This is a genomic window from Fibrobacterota bacterium, assembly GCA_019509785.1.
Lineage (GTDB): Bacteria > Fibrobacterota > Fibrobacteria > UBA11236 > UBA11236 > Chersky-265.
The window spans coordinates 19,545-39,870 of record JAEKLQ010000063.1 but is presented as its reverse complement, the minus strand read 5'-3'; the positions used below and the strand labels follow the sequence as shown (position 1 = coordinate 39,870).

Annotated in this window: 21 protein-coding genes; 19 read left to right on the top strand and 2 right to left on the bottom strand. The window is 61.2% G+C overall.

What is annotated here, in order from left to right; genetic code table 11:
- The first annotated feature begins 156 nt into the window (after positions 1 to 156).
- The 19 genes from JF616_18485 to JF616_18395 all read left to right on the top strand — a co-directional run bounded on the left by JF616_18485 (position 157) and on the right by JF616_18395 (position 19,102).
- The gene (locus tag JF616_18485) at positions 157 to 597 is read left to right on the top strand and encodes a DUF177 domain-containing protein (GenBank protein ID MBW8889750.1); all 441 of its coding nucleotides are present in this window, start codon (positions 157 to 159) and stop codon (positions 595 to 597) included.
- A gap of 47 nt (positions 598 to 644) precedes the next feature.
- On the top strand, positions 645 to 824 hold the full coding sequence (gene rpmF / locus JF616_18480) for a 50S ribosomal protein L32 (protein ID MBW8889749.1): 180 nt from the start codon (positions 645 to 647) through the stop codon (positions 822 to 824).
- 10 nt (positions 825 to 834) lie between these two features.
- Positions 835 to 1,797: a phosphate acyltransferase PlsX gene (gene plsX, locus JF616_18475; GenBank protein ID MBW8889748.1), complete on the top strand. Its 963-nt coding sequence runs from the start codon at positions 835 to 837 to the stop codon at positions 1,795 to 1,797.
- Positions 1,797 to 2,759, top strand: coding sequence for a ketoacyl-ACP synthase III (locus JF616_18470; GenBank protein ID MBW8889747.1), 963 nt, complete (start codon positions 1,797 to 1,799; stop codon positions 2,757 to 2,759). Before plsX ends, JF616_18470 begins: the two co-directional genes overlap by 1 nt.
- 142 nt (positions 2,760 to 2,901) lie before the next feature.
- A complete protein-coding gene (fabD, locus tag JF616_18465) occupies positions 2,902 to 3,813 on the top strand; it encodes an ACP S-malonyltransferase (GenBank protein MBW8889746.1) in 912 nt (303 codons plus the stop codon).
- Between the two features lie 2 nt (positions 3,814 to 3,815).
- Positions 3,816 to 4,562 (top strand): 3-oxoacyl-[acyl-carrier-protein] reductase, encoded by a 747-nt coding sequence (fabG, locus tag JF616_18460; protein ID MBW8889745.1) that lies wholly within the window; start codon positions 3,816 to 3,818, stop codon positions 4,560 to 4,562.
- Between the two features lie 109 nt (positions 4,563 to 4,671).
- Positions 4,672 to 4,908, top strand: a complete 237-nt coding sequence (acpP, locus tag JF616_18455; GenBank protein ID MBW8889744.1) for an acyl carrier protein — start codon at positions 4,672 to 4,674, stop codon at positions 4,906 to 4,908.
- Between the two features lie 61 nt (positions 4,909 to 4,969).
- Positions 4,970 to 5,785, top strand: a complete 816-nt coding sequence (gene rnc / locus JF616_18450; protein ID MBW8889743.1) for a ribonuclease III — start codon at positions 4,970 to 4,972, stop codon at positions 5,783 to 5,785.
- Between the two features lie 24 nt (positions 5,786 to 5,809).
- A complete protein-coding gene (locus JF616_18445; protein MBW8889742.1) occupies positions 5,810 to 6,628 on the top strand; it encodes a lipoate--protein ligase family protein in 819 nt (272 codons plus the stop codon).
- Positions 6,629 to 6,750: 122 nt separating this feature from the next.
- Complete coding sequence (locus JF616_18440) at positions 6,751 to 7,725, top strand: ABC transporter ATP-binding protein (GenBank protein ID MBW8889741.1); 975 nt, start codon at positions 6,751 to 6,753, stop codon at positions 7,723 to 7,725.
- Positions 7,722 to 8,969: a glycosyltransferase family 4 protein gene (locus tag JF616_18435; GenBank protein ID MBW8889740.1), complete on the top strand. Its 1,248-nt coding sequence runs from the start codon at positions 7,722 to 7,724 to the stop codon at positions 8,967 to 8,969. The genes JF616_18440 and JF616_18435 overlap by 4 nt, the downstream gene beginning before the upstream one ends.
- A complete protein-coding gene (locus JF616_18430; protein MBW8889739.1) occupies positions 8,966 to 9,760 on the top strand; it encodes an ABC transporter ATP-binding protein in 795 nt (264 codons plus the stop codon). Before JF616_18435 ends, JF616_18430 begins: the two co-directional genes overlap by 4 nt.
- 232 nt (positions 9,761 to 9,992) lie before the next feature.
- A complete protein-coding gene (locus tag JF616_18425; GenBank protein MBW8889738.1) occupies positions 9,993 to 11,648 on the top strand; it encodes a DEAD/DEAH box helicase in 1,656 nt (551 codons plus the stop codon).
- Positions 11,645 to 13,219 (top strand): insulinase family protein, encoded by a 1,575-nt coding sequence (locus JF616_18420; GenBank protein ID MBW8889737.1) that lies wholly within the window; start codon positions 11,645 to 11,647, stop codon positions 13,217 to 13,219. Before JF616_18425 ends, JF616_18420 begins: the two co-directional genes overlap by 4 nt.
- Entirely contained in the window at positions 13,216 to 14,865 is a 1,650-nt protein-coding gene (locus JF616_18415; protein ID MBW8889736.1) for an insulinase family protein, read from the top strand. Before JF616_18420 ends, JF616_18415 begins: the two co-directional genes overlap by 4 nt.
- Positions 14,866 to 14,889: 24 nt before the next feature.
- A complete protein-coding gene (gene fabF / locus JF616_18410; GenBank protein ID MBW8889735.1) occupies positions 14,890 to 16,128 on the top strand; it encodes a beta-ketoacyl-ACP synthase II in 1,239 nt (412 codons plus the stop codon).
- Positions 16,129 to 16,141: 13 nt separating this feature from the next.
- Entirely contained in the window at positions 16,142 to 17,053 is a 912-nt protein-coding gene (locus tag JF616_18405; protein MBW8889734.1) for a hypothetical protein, read from the top strand.
- 290 nt (positions 17,054 to 17,343) lie between these two features.
- Positions 17,344 to 18,351, top strand: a complete 1,008-nt coding sequence (locus JF616_18400; GenBank protein MBW8889733.1) for an esterase family protein — start codon at positions 17,344 to 17,346, stop codon at positions 18,349 to 18,351.
- A gap of 85 nt (positions 18,352 to 18,436) precedes the next feature.
- The gene (locus JF616_18395) at positions 18,437 to 19,102 is read left to right on the top strand and encodes an RNA methyltransferase (protein MBW8889732.1); all 666 of its coding nucleotides are present in this window, start codon (positions 18,437 to 18,439) and stop codon (positions 19,100 to 19,102) included.
- Between the two features lie 10 nt (positions 19,103 to 19,112).
- Here JF616_18395 and JF616_18390 read toward each other — a convergent pair whose 3' ends face one another.
- Positions 19,113 to 19,697, bottom strand: coding sequence for a hypothetical protein (locus JF616_18390; protein MBW8889731.1), 585 nt, complete (start codon positions 19,695 to 19,697; stop codon positions 19,113 to 19,115).
- Between the two features lie 67 nt (positions 19,698 to 19,764).
- On the bottom strand, positions 19,765 to 20,154 hold the full coding sequence (locus JF616_18385) for a VanZ family protein (protein ID MBW8889730.1): 390 nt from the start codon (positions 20,152 to 20,154) through the stop codon (positions 19,765 to 19,767).
- Positions 20,155 to 20,326: the final 172 nt, after the last annotated feature.

Below are 20,326 nucleotides of genomic sequence, written 5' to 3'. Positions count from 1 at the left end.
TCCGGCTTCATTTGACGGATTTCGGCCATTTTGACTAAGTTATTCCCCGTTTTGGTACTTTCTCTAAGTTCGACGGGTAGCGAGCCTACCGAGTTCACGCTCGATGGCTTAAGTGAAGATCTTCCCGAATTATTTGAACTTGGGTGTAGCGGCCCGTTGGCGGCTACGGTCAAGTCCATACCGACTCTTACCCATCTCTTGATGGATATGTCGGTTCAGGGATCTATCACTCTGGATTGCGGCCGCTGCTTGGATAAGCTGACGGGCGCCTTCCGGGTAAAGCTGCGCATTCTGATCGAAAAGCGAGATAAGCAGGGACTGGAGTGGGAGGAGAGCGAGGCTCTCGGAATCGATGAGTACTTGGTCCAGATAGGACCGGACGTCCAGGAGATACCCCTGGAGCATCTCATCGCCGAGCAGATCATTCTCAACTACAACCTCAATCCCCTACCTTCGCTGGACGAGAAGGATCGATGCATCCAATGCGGCCGGCAGGCTTTCCAAGCGGAAGCCGTCCGGAAGGACAGGGTGGACCCGCGGTGGGAAAAGCTCCAGGGGCTGAAGAAGCCGGAGCAGGATCCCCCCAAAGGAAAATGACGGAAGCGGGAAACCGCGGCAGACACGAAAATTAACTGGAGTCGAACATGGCAGTTCCCAAACGCAAAACCTCAACCGCCCGCCGCGATAAGCGCAAGACGCATTATAAGCTGAAGGCGCCCGCCGTCACCAAGTGCTCCCATTGCGGGCAGACCAAGATTTCCCACCGGGTGTGTTCCAACTGCGGATACTACGCAGGGGCGGAAGTCCGCCAACCGGCCGAGTAATCCAGGCATCATGATTAAAGTCGCCCTAGACGCCATGGGGGGCGACCATGCCCCCAAGGCGATCGTGGAAGGCGCCATCCTGGCCGCCAAAGAAGCCCAGGGTAAGTACGGGATCGTTCTCACCGGTCCCGAGGACATTATCAAGGCGGAACTAGCCTCCTTCGGTTACGACGGGAAGGGCATGGAGATCCACCATGCGCCCGAAGTGGTCACCATGGAGGATTCGCCCACGGTCGTCCTAAAGCAGAAGCAAAACTCAGGGTTATTCGCCTGCGTCGCCCTGCAAAAGGCCGGGGTCGTACAGGCGTCCATCAGCGCGGGCAATTCCGGCGGAATGATGGCTGCTTGCCTCATGGTCCTGGGCCGCGTGGGCAGCATGCCCCGTCCCGCCATCGCTTGCGACGTCCCCTCCTTGAAGCACAAGGTGACCCTGCTCGACTGCGGCGCCAACGTGGATGAAAAGGCGCCGGTCCTGGTCCACTTCGGCATTTGCGGCTCCATCTATTCCGAAACCATGCTCGGGCGTAAGAACCCCAAGGTGGGCTTGCTCAACATGGGCGAGGAGGAAAAGAAGGGCACCGAGGTCCTGCAAGAGGCCTACCAGCTCCTGAAGCAGGCGCCCATCAACTTCATCGGGAACGTGGAGGGCAGGGACATCATGCTCGGCGAGGCCGACGTGATCGTAACCGGCGGATACACGGGAAACGTGGTGCTCAAGCTCATGGAAGGGTTTTACGAGTACCATATGAAGACCTTCGGAAAGCTCGACGTCCCCGGCGCGAAGCAGTTCCATCACGATTGGGATTACGCCAATTTCGGGGCGGCGATGCTGCTCGGGCTTAAGGGCACCGGCCTCATCACCCATGGGCGCGCCGACTCGAAAGTGATCAAGAACGGGTTGGATCAGGCGTACCGGCTGGCCGAAGCCGGAGTGGCCGCCAAGATCGCCGAGAAGCTGAGCCAGGTCGCCTGATGGGCGCGGTGATCCGCGGCATCGGGGTCTACTATCCCGAAGAAATCCTCACCAACGCGGATCTCGAGAAGAGGGTGGATACCACCGACGAGTGGATCACCACCCGTACCGGCATCAAGCAGCGGCATATCCTCCCGAAGGACTCGCCCCTCAAGTCGTCGGACTTCGGGACCTTCGCCGCCCGGGCCGCGATGGCTAAGGCCGGCGTCACCGCCGAGGAGATCGACGGGATTATCTGCGCCAATATCAGCCCGGACAAGCAATTCCCGGCCACCGCCTGTTTCATCCAGGCCAAGCTGGGGGCCAAGAACGCCTTCGCCTATGACGTGACCGCCGCCTGCGCCGGATTCGTATACGCGGCCAACATGGCCCATCTGCTCATCGACGCGGGCCAGGCGAAGCATGTCCTGGTGATCGGTGCGGAAATCATTTCCCGCGTCCTGGACTGGAACGATCGGAATACCTGCATCCTCTTCGGGGACGCCGCCGGCGCCGTGGTCTTTTCGCCCGGCCCGAAGGATCGGGGAGTCATCCTCTCCCAACTCAAGAGCGACGGCACCCAGGCGGATGCGCTTTACCTGGATTGCCTTTCCGGCGGGGCGGCCACGGCGGGAAAGGGCATGGCCATGGACGGCAAGCAGGTTTTCAAGGCCGCCGTCACGGAGATTACGAACATCGTCAAGAGCTCGGTGGCCAAGGCGGGGCTTACCCTGCGCGATCTCGATTTGCTGGTGATGCACCAGGCCAATGTGCGCATCCTCAACGCCGTCGCCGAAAAGCTGGAACTGCCTCCGGAGAAGATGATCATCAACGTCGAGCGCTTCGGGAATACCTCTTCGGCCTCCATCCCCCTGGCCTTGCATGAGGCCGAGTCGCAAGGGAAGCTGCAACCAGGAAAACTGGTGGCACTGGCAGGGGTCGGGGGAGGTATGAGCTGGGGCTGCAATTTGATGCGGTGGTGACAGCGAAAGACCGCGAAGAAGGGTACAGGGTAAAGGGTTAAGGGTACAGGGGAAAACCAAATCAATGCATCTTCTCCACCCTTTACCCTGTACCCTTTACCCTTTACCCTAATCTTTAAACTTCGATCACAGAGAATAGACCATGTCCAAACGCATCCTACTCTTTCCCGGCCAAGGCTCCCAATACGTCGGCATGGGCAAGAAGCTCGCCGATTCCCTGCCCAAGGCCAAAGCGATACTCGATCGCGCCAATACGGTGCTCGGTTTCGATCTGGCGGACATCCTGTTCAACGGCCCCGAGGACAAGCTGACCCGCACTGAAATCACTCAGCCCGCCATCTTCACGGTTTCCATGATGGCCATGGAGGTGGTGAAGGCCAACGGCGGCGCTTTCGATTACGTAGCGGGACATTCCCTGGGGGAATATTCCGCTCTGTGCGCCGCGGGCGCCTTCTCCTTCGAGGACGGCCTCGCCCTCGTTCGCTTGCGCGGGCAATTGATGGCCCAGGCCGGCGACAAGAGCCCCGGATCCATGGCCGCCATCCTCGGTCTCGAAGCCGATAAACTCGGCGCCGTCCTCAAAGAGGCCGCAACCGCTGGAATCGTAGTGGCCGCCAATTTCAACAGCCCGTCGCAGATCGTTATTTCCGGATCGGTGGCCGGAGTGCAGGCCGCCGCCAAGGGGGCGGAAGCCGCCGGGGCGAAGAAGGTGGTCGTACTCGCGGTGAGCGGCGCCTTCCATTCCCCGCTCATGGAATTCGCCGTCCCCGGCCTCAAAGAGGGCCTGGCCAAAACGGCCATCCAGGCTCCCTCGGTCCCGCTCATCAGCAACGTGGAGGCGAAGCCCGTCTCCGATGCCGAGGCCATCCGCGCTTTGCTCTTGCGTCAGCTCACCTCGCCCGTGCGTTGGGTCGAATCGATGCAACAGGCCTTAGGGCTGGATGCCAAGGAAGCCTATGAAGTCGGGCCCGGTAAGGTCCTCATGGGCTTGGCCCGCGGCATCAGCCGCGATATGAAGGTGACCCCCGTCGAGAACCCGGAAGATTGGAAATGACCATGGCCGACCTGCAAGGACAAACCGCCATCGTAACCGGCGCCAGCCGCGGGCTGGGCTATGCCATCGCCGAGCGCCTGGCCAGGGCCGGGGCGAAGGTGCATATGATCGCACGGAACCTGGCGGGCGTGGAAGAAGCGGCGGCCAAGCTTTCCGCGGCCACCGGCGGAACGGCTAAGGCTTGGGCCGCCGACGTGGGCGATGCGGAATCGGCCGGCGCCGCCTTCGCGGCCATCTTGAAGGAATCCCCCTCGGTGGAAATCCTGGTGAACAATGCCGGCATTACCCGCGACGGGTTGCTCATGCGCATGAAGGACGAGGACTTCGACGAGGTCATCCGCATCAACTTGCGTTCGGTGTTCCTGGGGACGCGCGGCGTGCTGCGGACCATGATCAAGCAGAAGTACGGCCGCATCCTCAACCTGACATCCATCGTAGGCGTGCATGGGCAGGCCGGGCAGGCCAATTACGCGGCTTCCAAGGCCGGCATCATCGGCTTTACCAAGAGCACGGCCAAGGAAGTGGCTTCCCGCAACATCACCTGCAACGCGGTGGCGCCGGGCTTCATCGATTCGGATATGACCAAGGTCCTCACCGACGATCAGAAGGCGGGCATTATCGCGGGCATTCCCATGGGCCGCATGGGCTCGCCCGACGAGGTCGCGGCGCTGATCGCCTTTCTCGCCTCGAAGGAGGCGGGATATCTCACCGGACAGGTTTTCGGCATTGACGGGGGCATGGGCATTTAACGCCCGAAAGCCTCGATATTGAGCGGATTTCGGGGATCCCTTGCGCCTCGAAGCCTGGTCAGGCCGTGTTTTTCGATTATATTTACCCTACCTTTCTAAGGAGCATTGAATGTCTGAGGATATCAACCAGAAAATCACCAAGGTCATCGTCGAGAAGCTCGGCGTGTCCGAGGATCAGGTCAAGCCCGAGGCCGCTTTCATCGACGACCTGGGCGCCGATTCCCTGGATCAGGTGGAATTGGTGATGGCCCTGGAAGACGAGTTCGACATCGAAATCCCCGACGAGGAAGCCGAGAAGCTGAAGAAGGTCAGCGACGTCATCGCTTACGTCAACTCCAAGGCCTGATTCCCCCTTACCTACGATAGGACGCAGGCGCTCCGGCCGTTCGGACGGGCGCCTCCCCTCCATGCTATTCGCATTCCTGCGCAAATTCTTTAAAAGCGCCCGCAAGGAGCCGTCCCTCTCCGAACTGGAGCGGACCCTCGGCTACCGGTTCCAGAACAACGAGTTCCTGGTCACCGCCCTTTCGCACCGTTCCTACGTCAATAGCCAACGGACCGATAAGAAGCTGGATTCCAACGAGCGCATGGAATTCCTGGGGGACGCCGTGCTGAACATCGTCGTCACCGATTACCTCTTCCGCGAATACCCGGATAGGGAAGAGGGGCGCATGTCCAAGATGAAGTCCCTGGTGGTCAGCTCCAAGGTGCTGGGCCTTTGCGCCGACGCCTGGAAGCTGGGGGAATTCATCCTGCTTTCCCGCAGCGAAGAGAAATCCGGCGGCCGCAAGCGCCTGAGCATCCTGGCGGACGCTTATGAGGCCGTGATCGGAGCCGTCTATCTCGATGGGGGGCTGGAGGCCGCCCGCAAGCTTATCCACGGTTCGCTCATGAAGATCATGGACGAAGTACTGGACGACGAGGAGTTGGCGAACTACAAGAGCAAGCTTTTGGAATACACCCAGTCCCGCGGCCTGGGCATCCCCGGCTACGACGTGCTGCAGGAATCGGGTCCGGAGCATCAGAAGAGCTTCGTGGTGGGAGTGTACGTGCAGAACCAGGAATGGGGCCGGGGCACCGGCAATTCCAAGAAGAGCGCCGAGCAAGCGGGCGCGCGCGTGGCGCTGGCCAATATGACAGGCAGCGTCGAGAAGGCGGCCGAAGGCTCCTCCCGCGGGCCCGATCCCCGCAAGGACGGGAATGGCGCCCAGGCTGCCGGGTAACCCGCCACGTCCCGTCCATCCGGCATGATCTGGCGCATCTTGTCCGAGTCCGATCCTGCGACAGGGTTGCCGGGCGCGCGCAATATGGCCATCGATGAAGTCCTCTTGGCTTCGGTCGAGGCCGGCCGATCCCCGCCCACCCTTCGCGTCTACGGTTGGTCGCCGCCGTGCATCAGCTTGGGGCATTCCCAGGATCCTTCCCGCGAACTGGACCTCGCAGCCGTCGCCGCCCGCGGCTATGACGTCGTGAAGCGGGCCACCGGGGGCCGCGCCGTCCTCCACATCGATGAGCTCACCTATTCCATCGTCGCCCGGGCCGATTCCGCCGCCTGGTGCGCGTCCCAGGGCCTGTCCTACCGGGCCATCTCCCAGGCGGTCGCCCAGGCGCTTTCGGAAGCGGGGTTCGGCTTATCCTTGGATCGCGGCTATCCCGTTGAAAAGCCGCAAGGCCTGCGCGCCATGACCCCATGCTTCGCATCCACGGCGCGTTCCGAAGTGGTCTTCGGGGATCGGAAAGTGGTCGGTTCGGCGCAACGTCGCACGCGGGAAGCCTTCCTGCAGCATGGATCCATCCTCGTATCCCGCAAGCATCGGGACATCGTCGCTTGCTTGAAGCTGGACGCCGGGAAACGCGCCGGGTACTTGGATATATTGGATCGGAATGCGGTGTCCTTGGACATCGCATGGGACCGGCCGGTCCGATGGCAGGATTTGTCAATGGGCTTCGCCGAGCGCATCGCCCTTGCGCTGGGAGTGGAAGGGCGGCCGATGGGCCTGAACGCCGATGAGAGGGATGGGCTGAAGTCGGCGGAAAAGGCGAGGGCGCTTTCGATCGTCGGTTGAATTTCCGGAAAATCGGTGGTTGAACTCCCGATAAAAACGAATATGATAATGGAACTCGGGGCCGGACTTGGCTACCTAAGTATGGACTGGCCTTCGAACCCAAGGACTGGACTCCGGGGACTATGCTGCAAGTATCCGACCTGACCGTAGCCTTCAAAGGGGAACGCGATTTCGTGCCCGTGACCAAGGGCGTATCCTTCGATCTCGCCCCGGGGGCCACCCTCGGCATCGTGGGCGAATCCGGCAGCGGCAAATCGGTTACTTCCCTGGCATTGATGGGACTGCTCCCCAGACGTAGCGCGCGTGTTACTGCTACGCGGATGGCTTTCGCGGGCAAGGACCTGCTCGCCTTGCCGCCCCGCGAGATGCGCGCCCTGCGCGGCAAGGACATCGCCATGGTTTTCCAGGATCCCATGACCTCCCTCAATCCCCTCATGCGTTGCGGGGAGCAGATCGCGGAGACCATCCGTTTCCACCAGGGGAAAGGCCGGGGCCAAGCCAAGCTGGAAGCCGTGGCCCTATTGGACCGGATGGGCATTCCCGATCCCGGGAAGCGCTCGCGCACCTATCCGTTCGAGATGAGCGGAGGCATGCGCCAGCGCGTCATGATCGCGATCGCCCTTTCCTGCCGGCCCAAGCTCCTCATCGCCGATGAACCCACCACGGCCCTGGACGTGACCATCCAAGCCCAGATCCTGCGCCTCATCCGCGAGTTGCAAAAGGACTTCGGCATGGCCCTCATGCTCATCACCCACGATCTCGGCATCGTGAAGGACACCGTGGAAGACCTGCTGGTGATGTACGCGGGCCGTATCGTCGAGCGGGGCAAGGCGGCGCAGTTGCTCAAGCGGCCATCGCATCCTTACACCCTGGGGCTGTTGCGTTCCATCCCTTCCCTCTCGGGGAAATCCGAACGCCTGGCTTCCATCGAAGGCGTGGTGCCTAAGCCCTCGGATACGGTTCCGGGCTGCCGCTTCCATCCCCGTTGCTTCATGAGCGTGGAGGCTTGCAAACGGGCGGAGCCGCCTCTCGTGGGCGAGGCCGGGCAGGCTTCGGCTTGCATCCGCCGCGAAGAACTCCTGAAGGATGCGGCATGAATCCCCGGCGTAGCTACGACGTCATCCTGACTTGCAATTATTCCCCTTGGTCATCCTATTGCGGAGGCGGCCAGAAGTCGGTCCACATGCTGGCCACGGCCATGGCGAAGCAGGGGTTGCGGGTGGCTGCGGTGTATAGCAAGGGCCGGTGGGAATGCATTAAGCCGCATCCCGAGACGGGGTACGACGTGCATTGGGCGGGTTTCTTCGGCATCCGGCCCGATATTTCTTCGCCGCTGCGCTTTCTGAACGGGATCCTGTTCTGGCTCAAGGTTCGCTCGCTGTCCTGTTCCGATACCATAATCCACGCCAACGGGGACGAGGCCAGCCTGTTGTGGCTGGTCCCGAACAAGGCCCGCTTCATCTACACCAACCGCTATCCGGAGTTCCCCGCCTTCATGTTTTCCCGGGGCGGGCGCGCCTGGTCGCGTTTCACGACCTGGATCGCCGTCTTTCTCCGGGAACCCCGATTCGTGGCCATCGCCTTAGGGTTGCGCCGGGCCGACAAGGTCACGGTCACCAGCGAGCATTCCCGCGACCAGGTGGTCCGAGCCTTCGGCCTCGATCCCGCGGCCATCAGCGTGGTGCCCAACGGAATCGATCCCCAATTCCTGGATTTGCCGCTGGAAGACGGCGCCGGCCGGGGAGTGCTTTTCTTCGGCCGCTTAACCCGGGCCAAGGGCGCCGACCTCGCCCTCGCGGCCTACGCGCGCCTGCCCGAGGATCTGAAGGCCCGTCATCCCCTCAAAATCATCGGCAACGGGCCCATCCAGAAGGAGCTCGAAACCAGGGCCCGCATCTTGGGCGTGGAAGTCAGCTTTTCGCCCTGGCTGGCGGGACGGGATCTGGCCAGGGCCATCCAGGATTCGAAGGCGGTTTGCCTTCCCAGCCGCGAGGAATCCTTCGGCAACGCGGTGGCCGAAACCTTGGCCTTGGGACAAGGCCTGGTGAGCACGCGCGCGGGATCGATCCCGGAAGTGGCCGGGCCCTGGGGCCGGCTGGTCGAACCCGATGATGAGGAAGCGCTGGCGCGGGCCCTGGAAGCCGAATTGCGCAGCGCCATCGAATGGCCGCAACGGCATCGCCAGCGGGAATACGTGCGCTCGCGGTATAGCTGGGGTCGCGCAGCCTTAGGCTATCGGGCGCTGTACCATCCGGCCGCGGCGTCTCCCGTTCGCGTCCGCAAGGGCCGCAAAGCGATGGCCGAGCCGCAACCGCAAACCACGGAAAGAACCGAGACATGACCACGGGCGCGGAAATCCCCCATCCCTTGATGGAGGTCTCAGGGCTGCGGGTGGTTTTCGGGCACGGGAAAAACCGGGTCGAGGCCGTAAAGGGCGTGGACCTTAGCCTGGGGCGCAATCGCACCTTGGGACTGGTAGGGGAGAGCGGGAGCGGCAAGACCACGGTGGGCCGCGCCGTCATCCGCTTGGCCAAACCCGCCGCCGGGTCCATCCGTTTCGCGGGAACCGAGCTTACCTCCCTGGGCGATTCGGCTTTCCGTCCCTACCGCAAGAAAATCCAGATGATCTTCCAGGATCCCTATAGCTCATTGGATCCCCGCCTGTCCATCCGGGCGACCTTGCGCGAAGCCTTGGAATTGGGGCACCCGGGCGAAAGCGCGGATTGGGAAGGCATCCTCGAGGAAAAGATGCTGCTGGTGGGCCTGGCCCCGGAGTATCTCAGCCGTTACCCCCACGAATTCTCGGGAGGCCAGCGCCAGCGCATCGGGATCGCCCGGGCCCTTTGCGTCGAGCCCGAGTTCCTCATTTGCGACGAACCCGTTTCCTCCCTGGACGTTTCCATCCAGGCGCAGATCCTGAACCTGTTGATGGATTTGCAGGAACGCCTGGGGCTCTCTTACCTGTTCATCTCCCATGATTTGCGGGTCGTGAAGCATATCGCCCACGAGGTGGCGGTGATGCAGCGCGGCGAAATCGTGGAACGTAAGGAGACGGAGGCGCTTTACCGCGCTCCGGAGCATCCTTATACCCGCGCATTGCTCGACGCCATACCCGGAAGAAGCGCCAGCTGATCGGAATGGGAGCCCTGGCGGGAATCCTTTCCCGGGTCCCGCTCCATCCGTCGCTTGATGAAGGGCGAACCTGCCCGTAGCCATCCCCTGATCCCGTGATTTTGGCAGGGATCCGCCGCAAACGTGCCGGAAATCGCCGTTTTTTATAAATTACGCGCTTTCGCGTGAGGACATATTGACGAGTTCTGCCAACGGGTCGGCGGTCTCCGGACCGCTGATCGTCCAGGGCGACATGACTATCCTGCTGGAAGTCGCCCATCCGATGTACGCCGAGGCCCGCGACAAGATCGCCCCCTTCACCGAGCTCCTCAAGAGCCCGGAACATATGCATACCTACGGCATATCGCACTTGTCCCTTTGGAACGCCGCTTCGTCCGGGCATAGCGCCAAGGAGGTCCTCGACACCTTGCGGGCCTATTCCCGTTTCGATCTGCCGCACAACCTCATCTTCGAGGTCGAAACCTTCATGGAGCGGTACGGCCAGGTGCGCATCCTCCGCGAGGACGGCCGCATGATCCTGGAGACGCTGGATCCGGCCTTGCTTACCGAGATCCGCAACCATCGGCAGACGGCGCCCCTTATCGATTCCGTTCTCGATGATCGTCGCGTGACCCTTTTCCCGCATACGCGCGGGGCGGTCAAGATGGCGTTAACCAACATCGGATTCCCGGCGGAGGATCTCGCGGGTTACGTTACCGGCGCGCCTCTGGAGGTGGACGTCCGCGAGAAGACATTGGAAGGCAAGCCGCTGAACCTCCGCCAGTACCAGAACGATGCGGTCCAGGTCTTCCACGCGGGCGGAAGCGACAAGGGCGGCTCCGGCGTGATCGTGCTCCCCTGCGGCGCGGGCAAGACCCTGGTGGGGTTGGCGACCATGGCCAAGGTGCGCTGCCATACCCTTATCCTCACGACCAACGTGACCGCCGCGCGGCAATGGATCCGCGAAATCCTCGACAAGACCACGCTCAAGGCCGACCAAGTCGCCGAGTATACGGGGGACAGCAAGAAGCTGGCTCCGGTCACCGTGGCGACCTACCAGATCATCACCTACCGCAAACGGCAGAGCGAGGACTTCCCCCATTTCGAAATCTTCTCGAAGAACAATTGGGGATTGATCATTTACGATGAGGTGCATCTCCTGCCCGCGCCGGTGTTCCGCATTTCCGCGGACATGCAGGCCACGCGCCGGCTGGGCCTCACCGCCACCCTCATCCGCGAGGACGGGCGCCAGAAGGACGTATTCTCGCTCATCGGCCCCAAGAAATTCGAAGTCCCCTGGAAGGTGCTGGAATCCCAAGGTTGGATCGCCACCGCCACCTGCACCGAGATCCGCGTGGGATTGCGCCCCGACGAGAAGATGTCGTACGCTATGGCGGATTTGCGCAAGAAGATGGCGATCGCGGCTTGTAATCCAGAGAAGTTCAAGGTGGTGAAGGAACTGCTCGTAAAGCACAACCACGATCGCGTTCTCATCATCGGGCAATACCTGGATCAATTGGATTCCCTCGCCGCGGCCGTCAAGGTGCCGCTTATCACCGGCGCCACGCCGAATTCCGAGCGCGAGGTCCTTTACAAGGAATTCCGAGATGGCAGGATCGAGACCTTGATGGTCTCCAAGGTCGGGAATTTCGCCGTGGACATCCCCGATGCGAACGTCCTGATCCAGATCTCCGGGACCTTCGGCAGCCGGCAAGAAGAGGCCCAGCGCCTGGGCCGCGTGCTGCGCCCCAAAGCCAACGGATCCCTGGCGCACTTCTATACCATCATCACCAAAGACACCAAGGAACAGGAGTTCGGGATGAACCGGCAACTGTTCCTCACAGAGCAAGGCTATTCCTATGCCATCGTGGATTGGAATCGCTCCATGCTGGAGGAGAAACAGATATGAAGGGACGCATGCGGGTTTGGATCTCGATCGGGGCGCTGGCCCTGGCGGCTTTCGCGCCTGCGCGCGCCGCCATCCGCGCCGACTATACCGTGCTCGACAACGGCCTCAAGGTCATCCTGTTCCAGGATAAGCAGGCGCCCACGGTGGCGTGCCGCTTGTTTTACGTCACCGGATCGGTGCACGAGAATTTCGAGAACAACGGCATCGCGCATCTCCTCGAGCACATGCTCTTCAAGGGCACCAAGAAGGTGGGCGTGAAGGATCCCGAAAAGGACGCCGAGTACATCACGGCCATCGATGCCTTGATGGAAAAATACCGCAGCCTGCCGCCCGCGGACACGGCCTCGCGCGTGGCTCTCAAGCGTCGTTACGACTCCCTCATCGCCGAAGAGCGCAAGCTGATGATCAAGTACGAGCTGTGGGAAGCCTACGAGAAGAACGGCGGCACCGGCCTCAACGCCTTCACCTCGGATCTGATGACGGCATATTTCGTGACCTTGCCCAAGAACAAGATCGATCTCTACTTGTGGCTGGAATCGGATCGCATGCAGAACGCGGTCTTGCGCGAGTTCTATTCGGAACGGGACGTGGTGATGGAAGAGCGCCGGATGCGCGTGGAGGATAGCCCCACCGGCCGCTATTGGGAAAGCCTGATGGCCTTGTTCTACGAAGCCCATCCCTTCCGCCTGCCCACCATCGGATATCCTTCCAACATCCGCAACCTGACCCGGGAGATGGCGGACGAGCACTATCGCAAATACTACAAGCCCAACAACGCCATCCTGGTGCTGGTGGGGGACTTCGATCCGGCATCCACCCTGGCCGATATCAAGAAATACTTCGGCGGCATCCCGCGCGGGTCGGAATTCCCGCCGGTGGTGGTGGAAGAACCCCAGCAGCCGGGCGCCAAGCGCATGACGGTACTGAAGAACTCGGCCAAGCCCCGCATGGACATCCTCTTCCACACGCCCGGTTTCGATCATCCCGATCTGTACGCCCTCGATATCGTGGAAGGCGTGCTTTCGGGGAAGAGCGGCAGGCTCTACAAGAAGTTGGTGAAGGAAAAGAAAATCGCGCTGAACGCCGCGGGCGGCAACGGCGTGGATAAGTACACGTCGAACTTCTCCATCGAGGCGGATCTGGATGGCAATCCCCAGCCGGAAAAAGTGGAAAAGGCCGTTTGGGAAGTGCTTACCGATTTGGGGCAGAAGCCCATCACGGAGCGCGAACTCACCCGGGCCAAGAACCAGGTGGTGGCCCGCACCCAACGGCAGTTGTTGGACAAGGAAGAGTTGGCCACCGAGCTCGCCTTCTGGGAAATGCGCGGCGGCTGGGACTACATCAACCGCTTCCCCGACGGCGTAGAGAAAGTGACCGCCCAGCAGGTGCAGGACGTATGCAAGAAATATTTCACCGTGCAAAACTCGACGACCGGCTTGATCCTGCCCGAAGCGCCCGTTCCCGGCGCGCATGGGGCTTTGGGTCCCACCGGCGCAGCCGGTGGGAAGGCTAAGACCCCCAAGGCGGCCAAGCCGAAAGCCGCTGCCGCCCAGGAAGGAGGCGCGCAATGAACCGCTTCGCCGCACTAGTGCCTTTCATCGCCTGCGCCGCATGGGCCGCCGCCCCTGTGGATTCTTCCAAGGCCCACGCTTCGGGGCCTAAGCAGGCCGCCGTCGAGGCGAAGCAGGCGCTCGCCCATCCCGGTAACGCCGTCGCTACGGCCGCCAAGGCTACCGGCCAGGCGGTCAAGACCGCCGCCGTCCAGACAAAGGAAATGGTCAAGACGGCTACAGCCAAGGTGACGGGCGCCATGTCCTCCTCCGGCATTCCCGATCATTACTCGAAAATCGTCTTTCCCGAGTTCACCTACCAACCGCCGCATCCCAAGGATCATCGCGTGGTCCTGGATCGCGGAGTGGTAGCCTACCTGGTCCCGGACAGCACCCTGGCCTTGATCCAGATGCAAATCCTGTTCGGCCACCCCGATCTCCCCAAGCAGCCCGCCGACGTGGCCCCCTTGGGACTCTATTCCGCCATGCTCAAATCGGGCGGCACTGCCCGCCTCAAGCCCGAACAACTGGAAGACAGCCTGGAGTTCGTGGCCGCATCCGTGGGGGCCGGTATCGGCCGTTATCAGGCCGAACTCTCCCTGGACGCCCTCAAGAAGGATGCTTACGCGCTATTTGATCTGCTGCCCGAGGTGGCCTTGCGGCCCGGACTCGACCCCGAGGTCTTCAAGGTGCAGAAGCGCGCCTATCTCGAGAACCTGAAGCACCGTTATGACACGCCCAACGGGGTAATGGGGGTCGCCTACGAGCACGTCATGTTCGGCCCGAACGCGATCAACTGGTTGGCCAATGCCAAAGAAGTGGAAGCCGTAACCACCGCCAAGCTCAAGACCTGGATCGGTTCGGGCTACTCGACCAAGGGCATGGTCATCGGGGTCTCGGGGCAATTCGATCGCCAGGAAATGATCGCCCAGCTCAACAAGCTCATCGCCAAGTTCCCCCCCGATTACAAGGGCGGAACCGATTCGCTTCCGCCGTTCCCGGGGCCGCAAGCCCCCGGCGTCTACGTCATCGACAAGCCTTTCACCCAGGCCACCATCCGCCTGGGCGCGCCGGGTGTGAAACGACCCGATCCGGATTACTACCGCTTGATCGTGGCCAGCTACATCTTCGGGGACGGCGGCTTCACTTCCCGGCTGATGGAGAAGGTTCGCTCCAACGAGGGCCTGGCCTACGGGATCGATAGCGACGTGGGAAGCGATTATTACCGCAAATCCACGGTGAACGTATCCTTGCAGACCAAGGTGGAAACCGCCGCTTATGCCGTGAAGTTGGTGCTCTCCGAAATGAAGCGCATGGCCAAGGACGGGGTCACGGACGAGGAATTGCAGCGCGCCAAGGACGGCCTGATCAAGAGCCTGCCCGCCACCTTCGACACGCCCGCGGCCACGGCCCATATCTTCGCCCAAGGCGAGATATGGCACCGCAGCCCCGACCATTTCACCGAGTACATCAAAACCATTTCCGGCATGAACAAGGCCGAGGTGGAAACCGCCTTCCGCAAGTATTTCGATCCCGATTCCATGCGCATCATCGTGGTGGGCAACAAGGCGGAACTGATGAAGACGGATGAGCGCAACCAGGCGGCCCTTTCGCATTTCGGGCCCGTGCACGAGATGACCATCGCGGATATCGAGGCGCGTAAGTAACACGCTAGGGAAAGAGGAACGGTTATGTCGAGACGCGTGGTGATCACCGGCCTGGGAACCGTCAATCCCCTGGCCTTGAGCGTGGACGAGTATTGGCGGCGGCTGGCCCTCGGCGAATCCGGGATCGGGATGGTGAACCGCTTCCCGAACGAAACGATGTCGAGCCGCATCGGCGGGCAGGTGCGGGACTTCGAATGGATGCCTTACTTCAAGGACCAGAAGATGGCCAGGCGCCTGGACCGGGCCATCATTTACGCCCACGTGGCGTCCCACCAGGCCATGGCCGATTCGGGACTCGAAGGCAAATTCGATCCCGAGCGGGCCGGGGCCATCATCGCCACCGGCATGGGAGGCGTCTCCACATTCGAGTCCGATACCAAGGTGATGGTGGAGCGGGGCCATAAGCGCGTATCCCCTTTCTTCATCCCCATGATCCTGCCCAATACGGTGGCCGCCTACTTCGCCATCGAGAACAACCTGCAGGGCCCCAATTACACCATCCTGTCGGCCTGCGCCAGCTCCAACCACAGCATGGGCGAGGCTTACGAAATCATCAAGCGCGGCGCCGCCGACATCATGTTCACCGGGGGATCCGAAGCCTCCATGATCGAAGTGATCTACGCCGGCTTCGCCAACATGAAGGCCCTTTCCACCCGTAACGAGGATCCCAAGACCGCCTCGCGTCCTTGGGACAAGGGTCGCGACGGCTTCGTGATGGGGGAAGGCTCCGCCGTACTGGTACTCGAAGAGCTCGAACACGCCAAGAAGCGCGGCGCCAAGATCTATGGCGAGTTCGCCGGTTACGGGATGGGCTGCGACGCGCATCATATCACCGCGCCTTGCGAGGACGGGGCCGGCGGATACCGCGCCATGCGTAACGCCTTGCAATCGGCGGGCATGAATCCTTCCGACATCGATCTCGTGAACGCCCACGGCACTTCGACGCCGCGCGGGGATGCGGGCGAGACGTTGGCGATCAAGCGCGCCCTGGGTGACCATGCCCGCAAGGTGATGGTGCATTCCACCAAATCCATGATCGGGCACTTGCTGGGCGCGGCCGGCGCGGCCGAGGCGGTGGCGGGCCTCATGGCGTTCAACCGCAACGTGGTGCATCCTACCATCAATCAGTTCGAATCCGATCCGGAATGCGATCTGGATTACGTCCCTAACCAGGCGCGCGAGGAGCCCATCAAGACCTTCCTCTCGAATTCTTTCGGGTTCGGCGGTCACAACGCCACCCTTATTTTCAAGAAATTCCAGTAACCTGGAGGGAAAAGTGGGGAAGGGACCGGTACGATGGCCAGCTTTACTGGTCATCCCTCTCTTCATCGCGTACGCCGCCAAGCCGATGCCGGCTCCGCAGGCTAAGGCCGGGGCGCCCGCGTCCCCGGGCCCCGCGCCCGCCCCCAAGGTCACTGCCGGGCAGCGCGACTTCTGCAATCTCGTTTCCGGCTGCGGCCTGCCGATGCCCCAGGGCTATTGCCCCGACCCCAAATACATCCCCAAGCCGGATTTCAAATTCGACAGCACGCGTTGTTCCGAGGCCCGCCTGCTCAACTCGCGCGGCATCACGCCGGGCCATCCGCTTTATGGCTACAACCTCTACCGCTTCCTGGGAATGGAATACCGCACCCTTTACGTCATCGAGGATGAGCTTCCCATTTCGCAGGAGCGTTTGGCTTATCTGCTCGCGGACCTGCCCCTGTCGGCGCGTTTGGTAAGCCATTTCCAGAACGAGCCTTACACCGCGGAATACGTCGATGCCGAGCGGCGCCATTTCAAAGGGACCAAGGGCAAGCGTTTGCGGGGCGATGCGGTCCTGATCTCCGGCTCTTCCCAGGAAAAGCGTCTTTTCTATTTCGGCTACGGCATCGCCACCGTGGCCTGGTGGACCTTGAAGGGGCCTTCCTTGATGGACTTCTCCTACTATCCCGATCCATCGCGGCCGCGCATACTCAAGTACCGCATGAACCTGTTGGTCTTCCCCGGCAATGGGGTCATCAACGGGATCATGAACCTTGGGCTATTCCGCAAGGTGGTCCTATCCAAGGTGAAGGACGTCCTCAACGATATCACCGACACAGCCAAGAAATTGGCTGTGCCGGGCGCGGCGGAAAAGCTGCAAGCTGCGACCGATTGGACTCCGGAAGAGAAGAAGAAGATTTCCGAATTCCTCAAGCTTCCCTAGCAAGAGATTCGGCGCACCTGGAACGCTCCAGGTAAAACGCAAGCGCAAATTCCCGATTCGTGAACTTTGTCGCGCTTCTCGGCTGATCATGACTTGAAGATGTTTTCCGGTTTCGGAAAAATCCGTTTGAGTCATGAAGAGTCGCGATTTTCCGCGCATTCTCCGAACGCAGGAAAGCGGCTTTTCCCGTATCTTCACATACGCAGGGTTCTTGGAACGGATCCGGTATGCGGCATTTGCGGCGCACCCGTAGGGGCGCGTTTTCCGAATCGCACTCAGGAGAAAATATCATGATTGGTAAGATTTCGACCCTCGGATTGATTCTGCTTCCGGTACTGGCCTTCTCCAGCGATCCGGCCAATCTTCCGGTTCCCCCTAATGGATTCGATTCCAAGAGCTCGAGCATTCCCCATGGAACGGTGACGGCTTCCCAGTCTTATCAGACGCAGAAATACAGCACGCAAAAGGTGACCGTATATACGCCGCCGGGATATTCGACCAGCCAGAAGTACCCTGTGGTTTACCTGATGCATGGAATCGGTGGGAACGAGGTTTCCTGGATCGGGCAGGGCAGCAACGAAGGCGATGCCGCCAACATCATGGATTACCTGCTTTCGAAAAACCTGATCAAACCCTTCGTCGTGGTCATGCCCGACGGGAATACCAAGGGCGCTTCGGATGGCTTCGCCGCTTTCGGGGACGTCCTCATCGGCGACTTGATCCCCTGGGTCGAGAAGACGTATTCCGTGGCGACCGATCCCGATTCGCGCGCCCTCGCCGGCCTATCCATGGGCGGCGGGCAGACCTTCAACTTCGGGTTCCCGCATACCGAGCTATTCCACTATCTCGGGCCCTACTCGGCCGCGCCCAATACGCAAGCGCCCACCGCGACCATCAAGGATGTCTCCGTCATCAAGAAGAACGTGAAGTTCATCTACATGTCTTACGGAAGCACGGACGGCCTGGTCACCAACGGCCAAAAATACCATGACTATTTCGACCAGAACAACGTCACCCATGTCTGGCAGATCGAGGCCAACCTGGGGCATGAAAAGCGGGTATGGGATCGTAGCTTCTACAATTTCGCGCAGAAGATTTTCCTCGGGTCGGCTACGGGCATCGAGATTCGTCCCTTGGCGAAGAGCACGCGCGCTTCGGTGCTCTTCGGCCGCGGCGCCTCAGGCGCGAACCAAATCCTGGTCGCCCGTCCGGATGGTAAAGGCGTGGTCTCCTTGGACGGCCGCGCGCTACCCGCTTTCCCGGAAGCGTCCTTGTTCGACGGTATCCACATCCAGTAACGGATTGGAAGGCGCTGCCTTTCCTATATTGGCCCCCGCCGGCCCCGGGATCCCTGCGCGATCCCGGCATCCCGGTGAGCTGCCAATGGAATCCGAGAACATATCCGCCCTCATCGAGAAATACGGCCATAAGCTCACCGAGCACCGGCGGGAGCTCCTCAAAGGCGTGGTGGATCAACGTATCCGCCATTTCGCTTTCGTATTGGAGGATCTGAAGGATCCCCATAACATCAGCGCGGTCATCCGCACCAGCGAGGTCTTCGGGTTCCAGGACGTGCACGTCATATCCGAAGTGAATCCCTATCGCGTAGGCCGTTCCGTGCTGAAAGGCAGCTACAAATGGCTGGATATTTACAGCTATTCCAAGCGGGTGCGCTGCCTGGAAGGGCTGAAGGCCAAGGGCTACCGCATCGCCGTCGCCTCCACGGCGCCCGAGTCCTTGCCCCTGGACCAGGTCGATCTGTCGCGCCCCACGGCTTTCTATCTCGGATCCGAGGTCATGGGCAACCACCCCGACACCTTAGCCGCCGCGGACGTGCGCTTCCGCATCCCGCAATACGGCCTCACCGAATCGATGAACGTCTCGGTCTGCGCGGGCGTTTTGGCGGCCAACCTGGACGCTTTCCTGAAATCCAGGGGACGGGATAAGTTCGCGTTGCCGGCGATGGAGCGCGATAAGCTTCTCGCCGATTTCTACGAGCGCAGCGCCGTGGGGATCGATCGCAATTCGCCCATTCACATGATCGATTGAGCGCGGTCGATCAATCCGGATCGCGCTTCTTCAAAAGCAAATCGAAGGTGAGCATGGGTTCCTGAAGCCCGTTGCCCGGCAATCCCCAAACGGGATCGGGTGACCATAAATAACTGATGCCGGGGCACAACCGGATATTCGGCGTCAGATTGAATTCCAGCTTAGCGCCGGGCGCCGCGAAAAAGAAGGTATGGTTCGATAGGCTGTCGAGGCCCACCTCGCCTTCGGTTTGCGATCCGCCGGCCCCGACGAGCACGTTGAAGGACATATGGGTCCGGCGTTCGGGAAAGGGCGTGGCTTCGAAGGACATGCCGCCCAAAGCCATGGATAATCGCCCCGAGGCGTTCGGGCCGCGCGGATCGGTGGCCAACATATAGCCTTCGAACCCGACCGAGATGACCGAACCGACAATCCAACCGATGCCCACGCCGGGCCAAAAAGCCAGGGAATCCTGCAAATGCGAGACCCTAAGCTTAGGCGCGAAATAAGAGGCATTCTCCGGATCGTTGGAACGGAGCCACGAATCTTCATGGGCCGAAAGCCGGTATATCGCGCTTAGGACTAAAAGGGCAACGAGCCAACCGCGGATACGCATTGGTACCTCCGGAGAAGTAAAGGGAACCGGAAGGGGGTTAATAAGAAAATCATCTGCCGGCCCCCGGTTAAGCAAGGGAATTCGCGCCCCGGGGATCGCCGCTGCCTATCGAATTGAAGGTAACGTCCCAGATCGAGGGAAAGCGTCCGGGAATCCAGGCTTGCGCGCACTCGATGGCCGCGCTAAAGAGCAGGCACAAGGCAGCGGCCCGCTTGGGCGACTTCCCCGGCAACCCGTCCGCATCAGACCCCAGGAGGAATCCCAATGGCAGAAAGAGAAGGATATTCTGCGCCGCATCGAAGAAGGAAAGGACATTGCTGCCGTGAGCGATAGCGCGCCAGGGCAACCCGGCATGCTTCAACGCATCGAGGAGCCCGGCCTGCACGGGCATCAAGGTAGCGACGCAAATCCCCAAGCTAACGCTCACGATCGCCAGTCGCCGGGTATCCCTCTCCATATCATCCATATCCTACAGCCCGGGCGCCCCGGCAGGCAATCAGACTCGGCAATCTTCGAGGCCGCAATCTTCGCGGCCACAAGCCAAGGGCACCGGCAACCCCGTTCCCTTCGAACGCATCATGAACGGGTATGCGGAACATGGGGAGAAGAGCGGGGACGGGCGGGGCCGC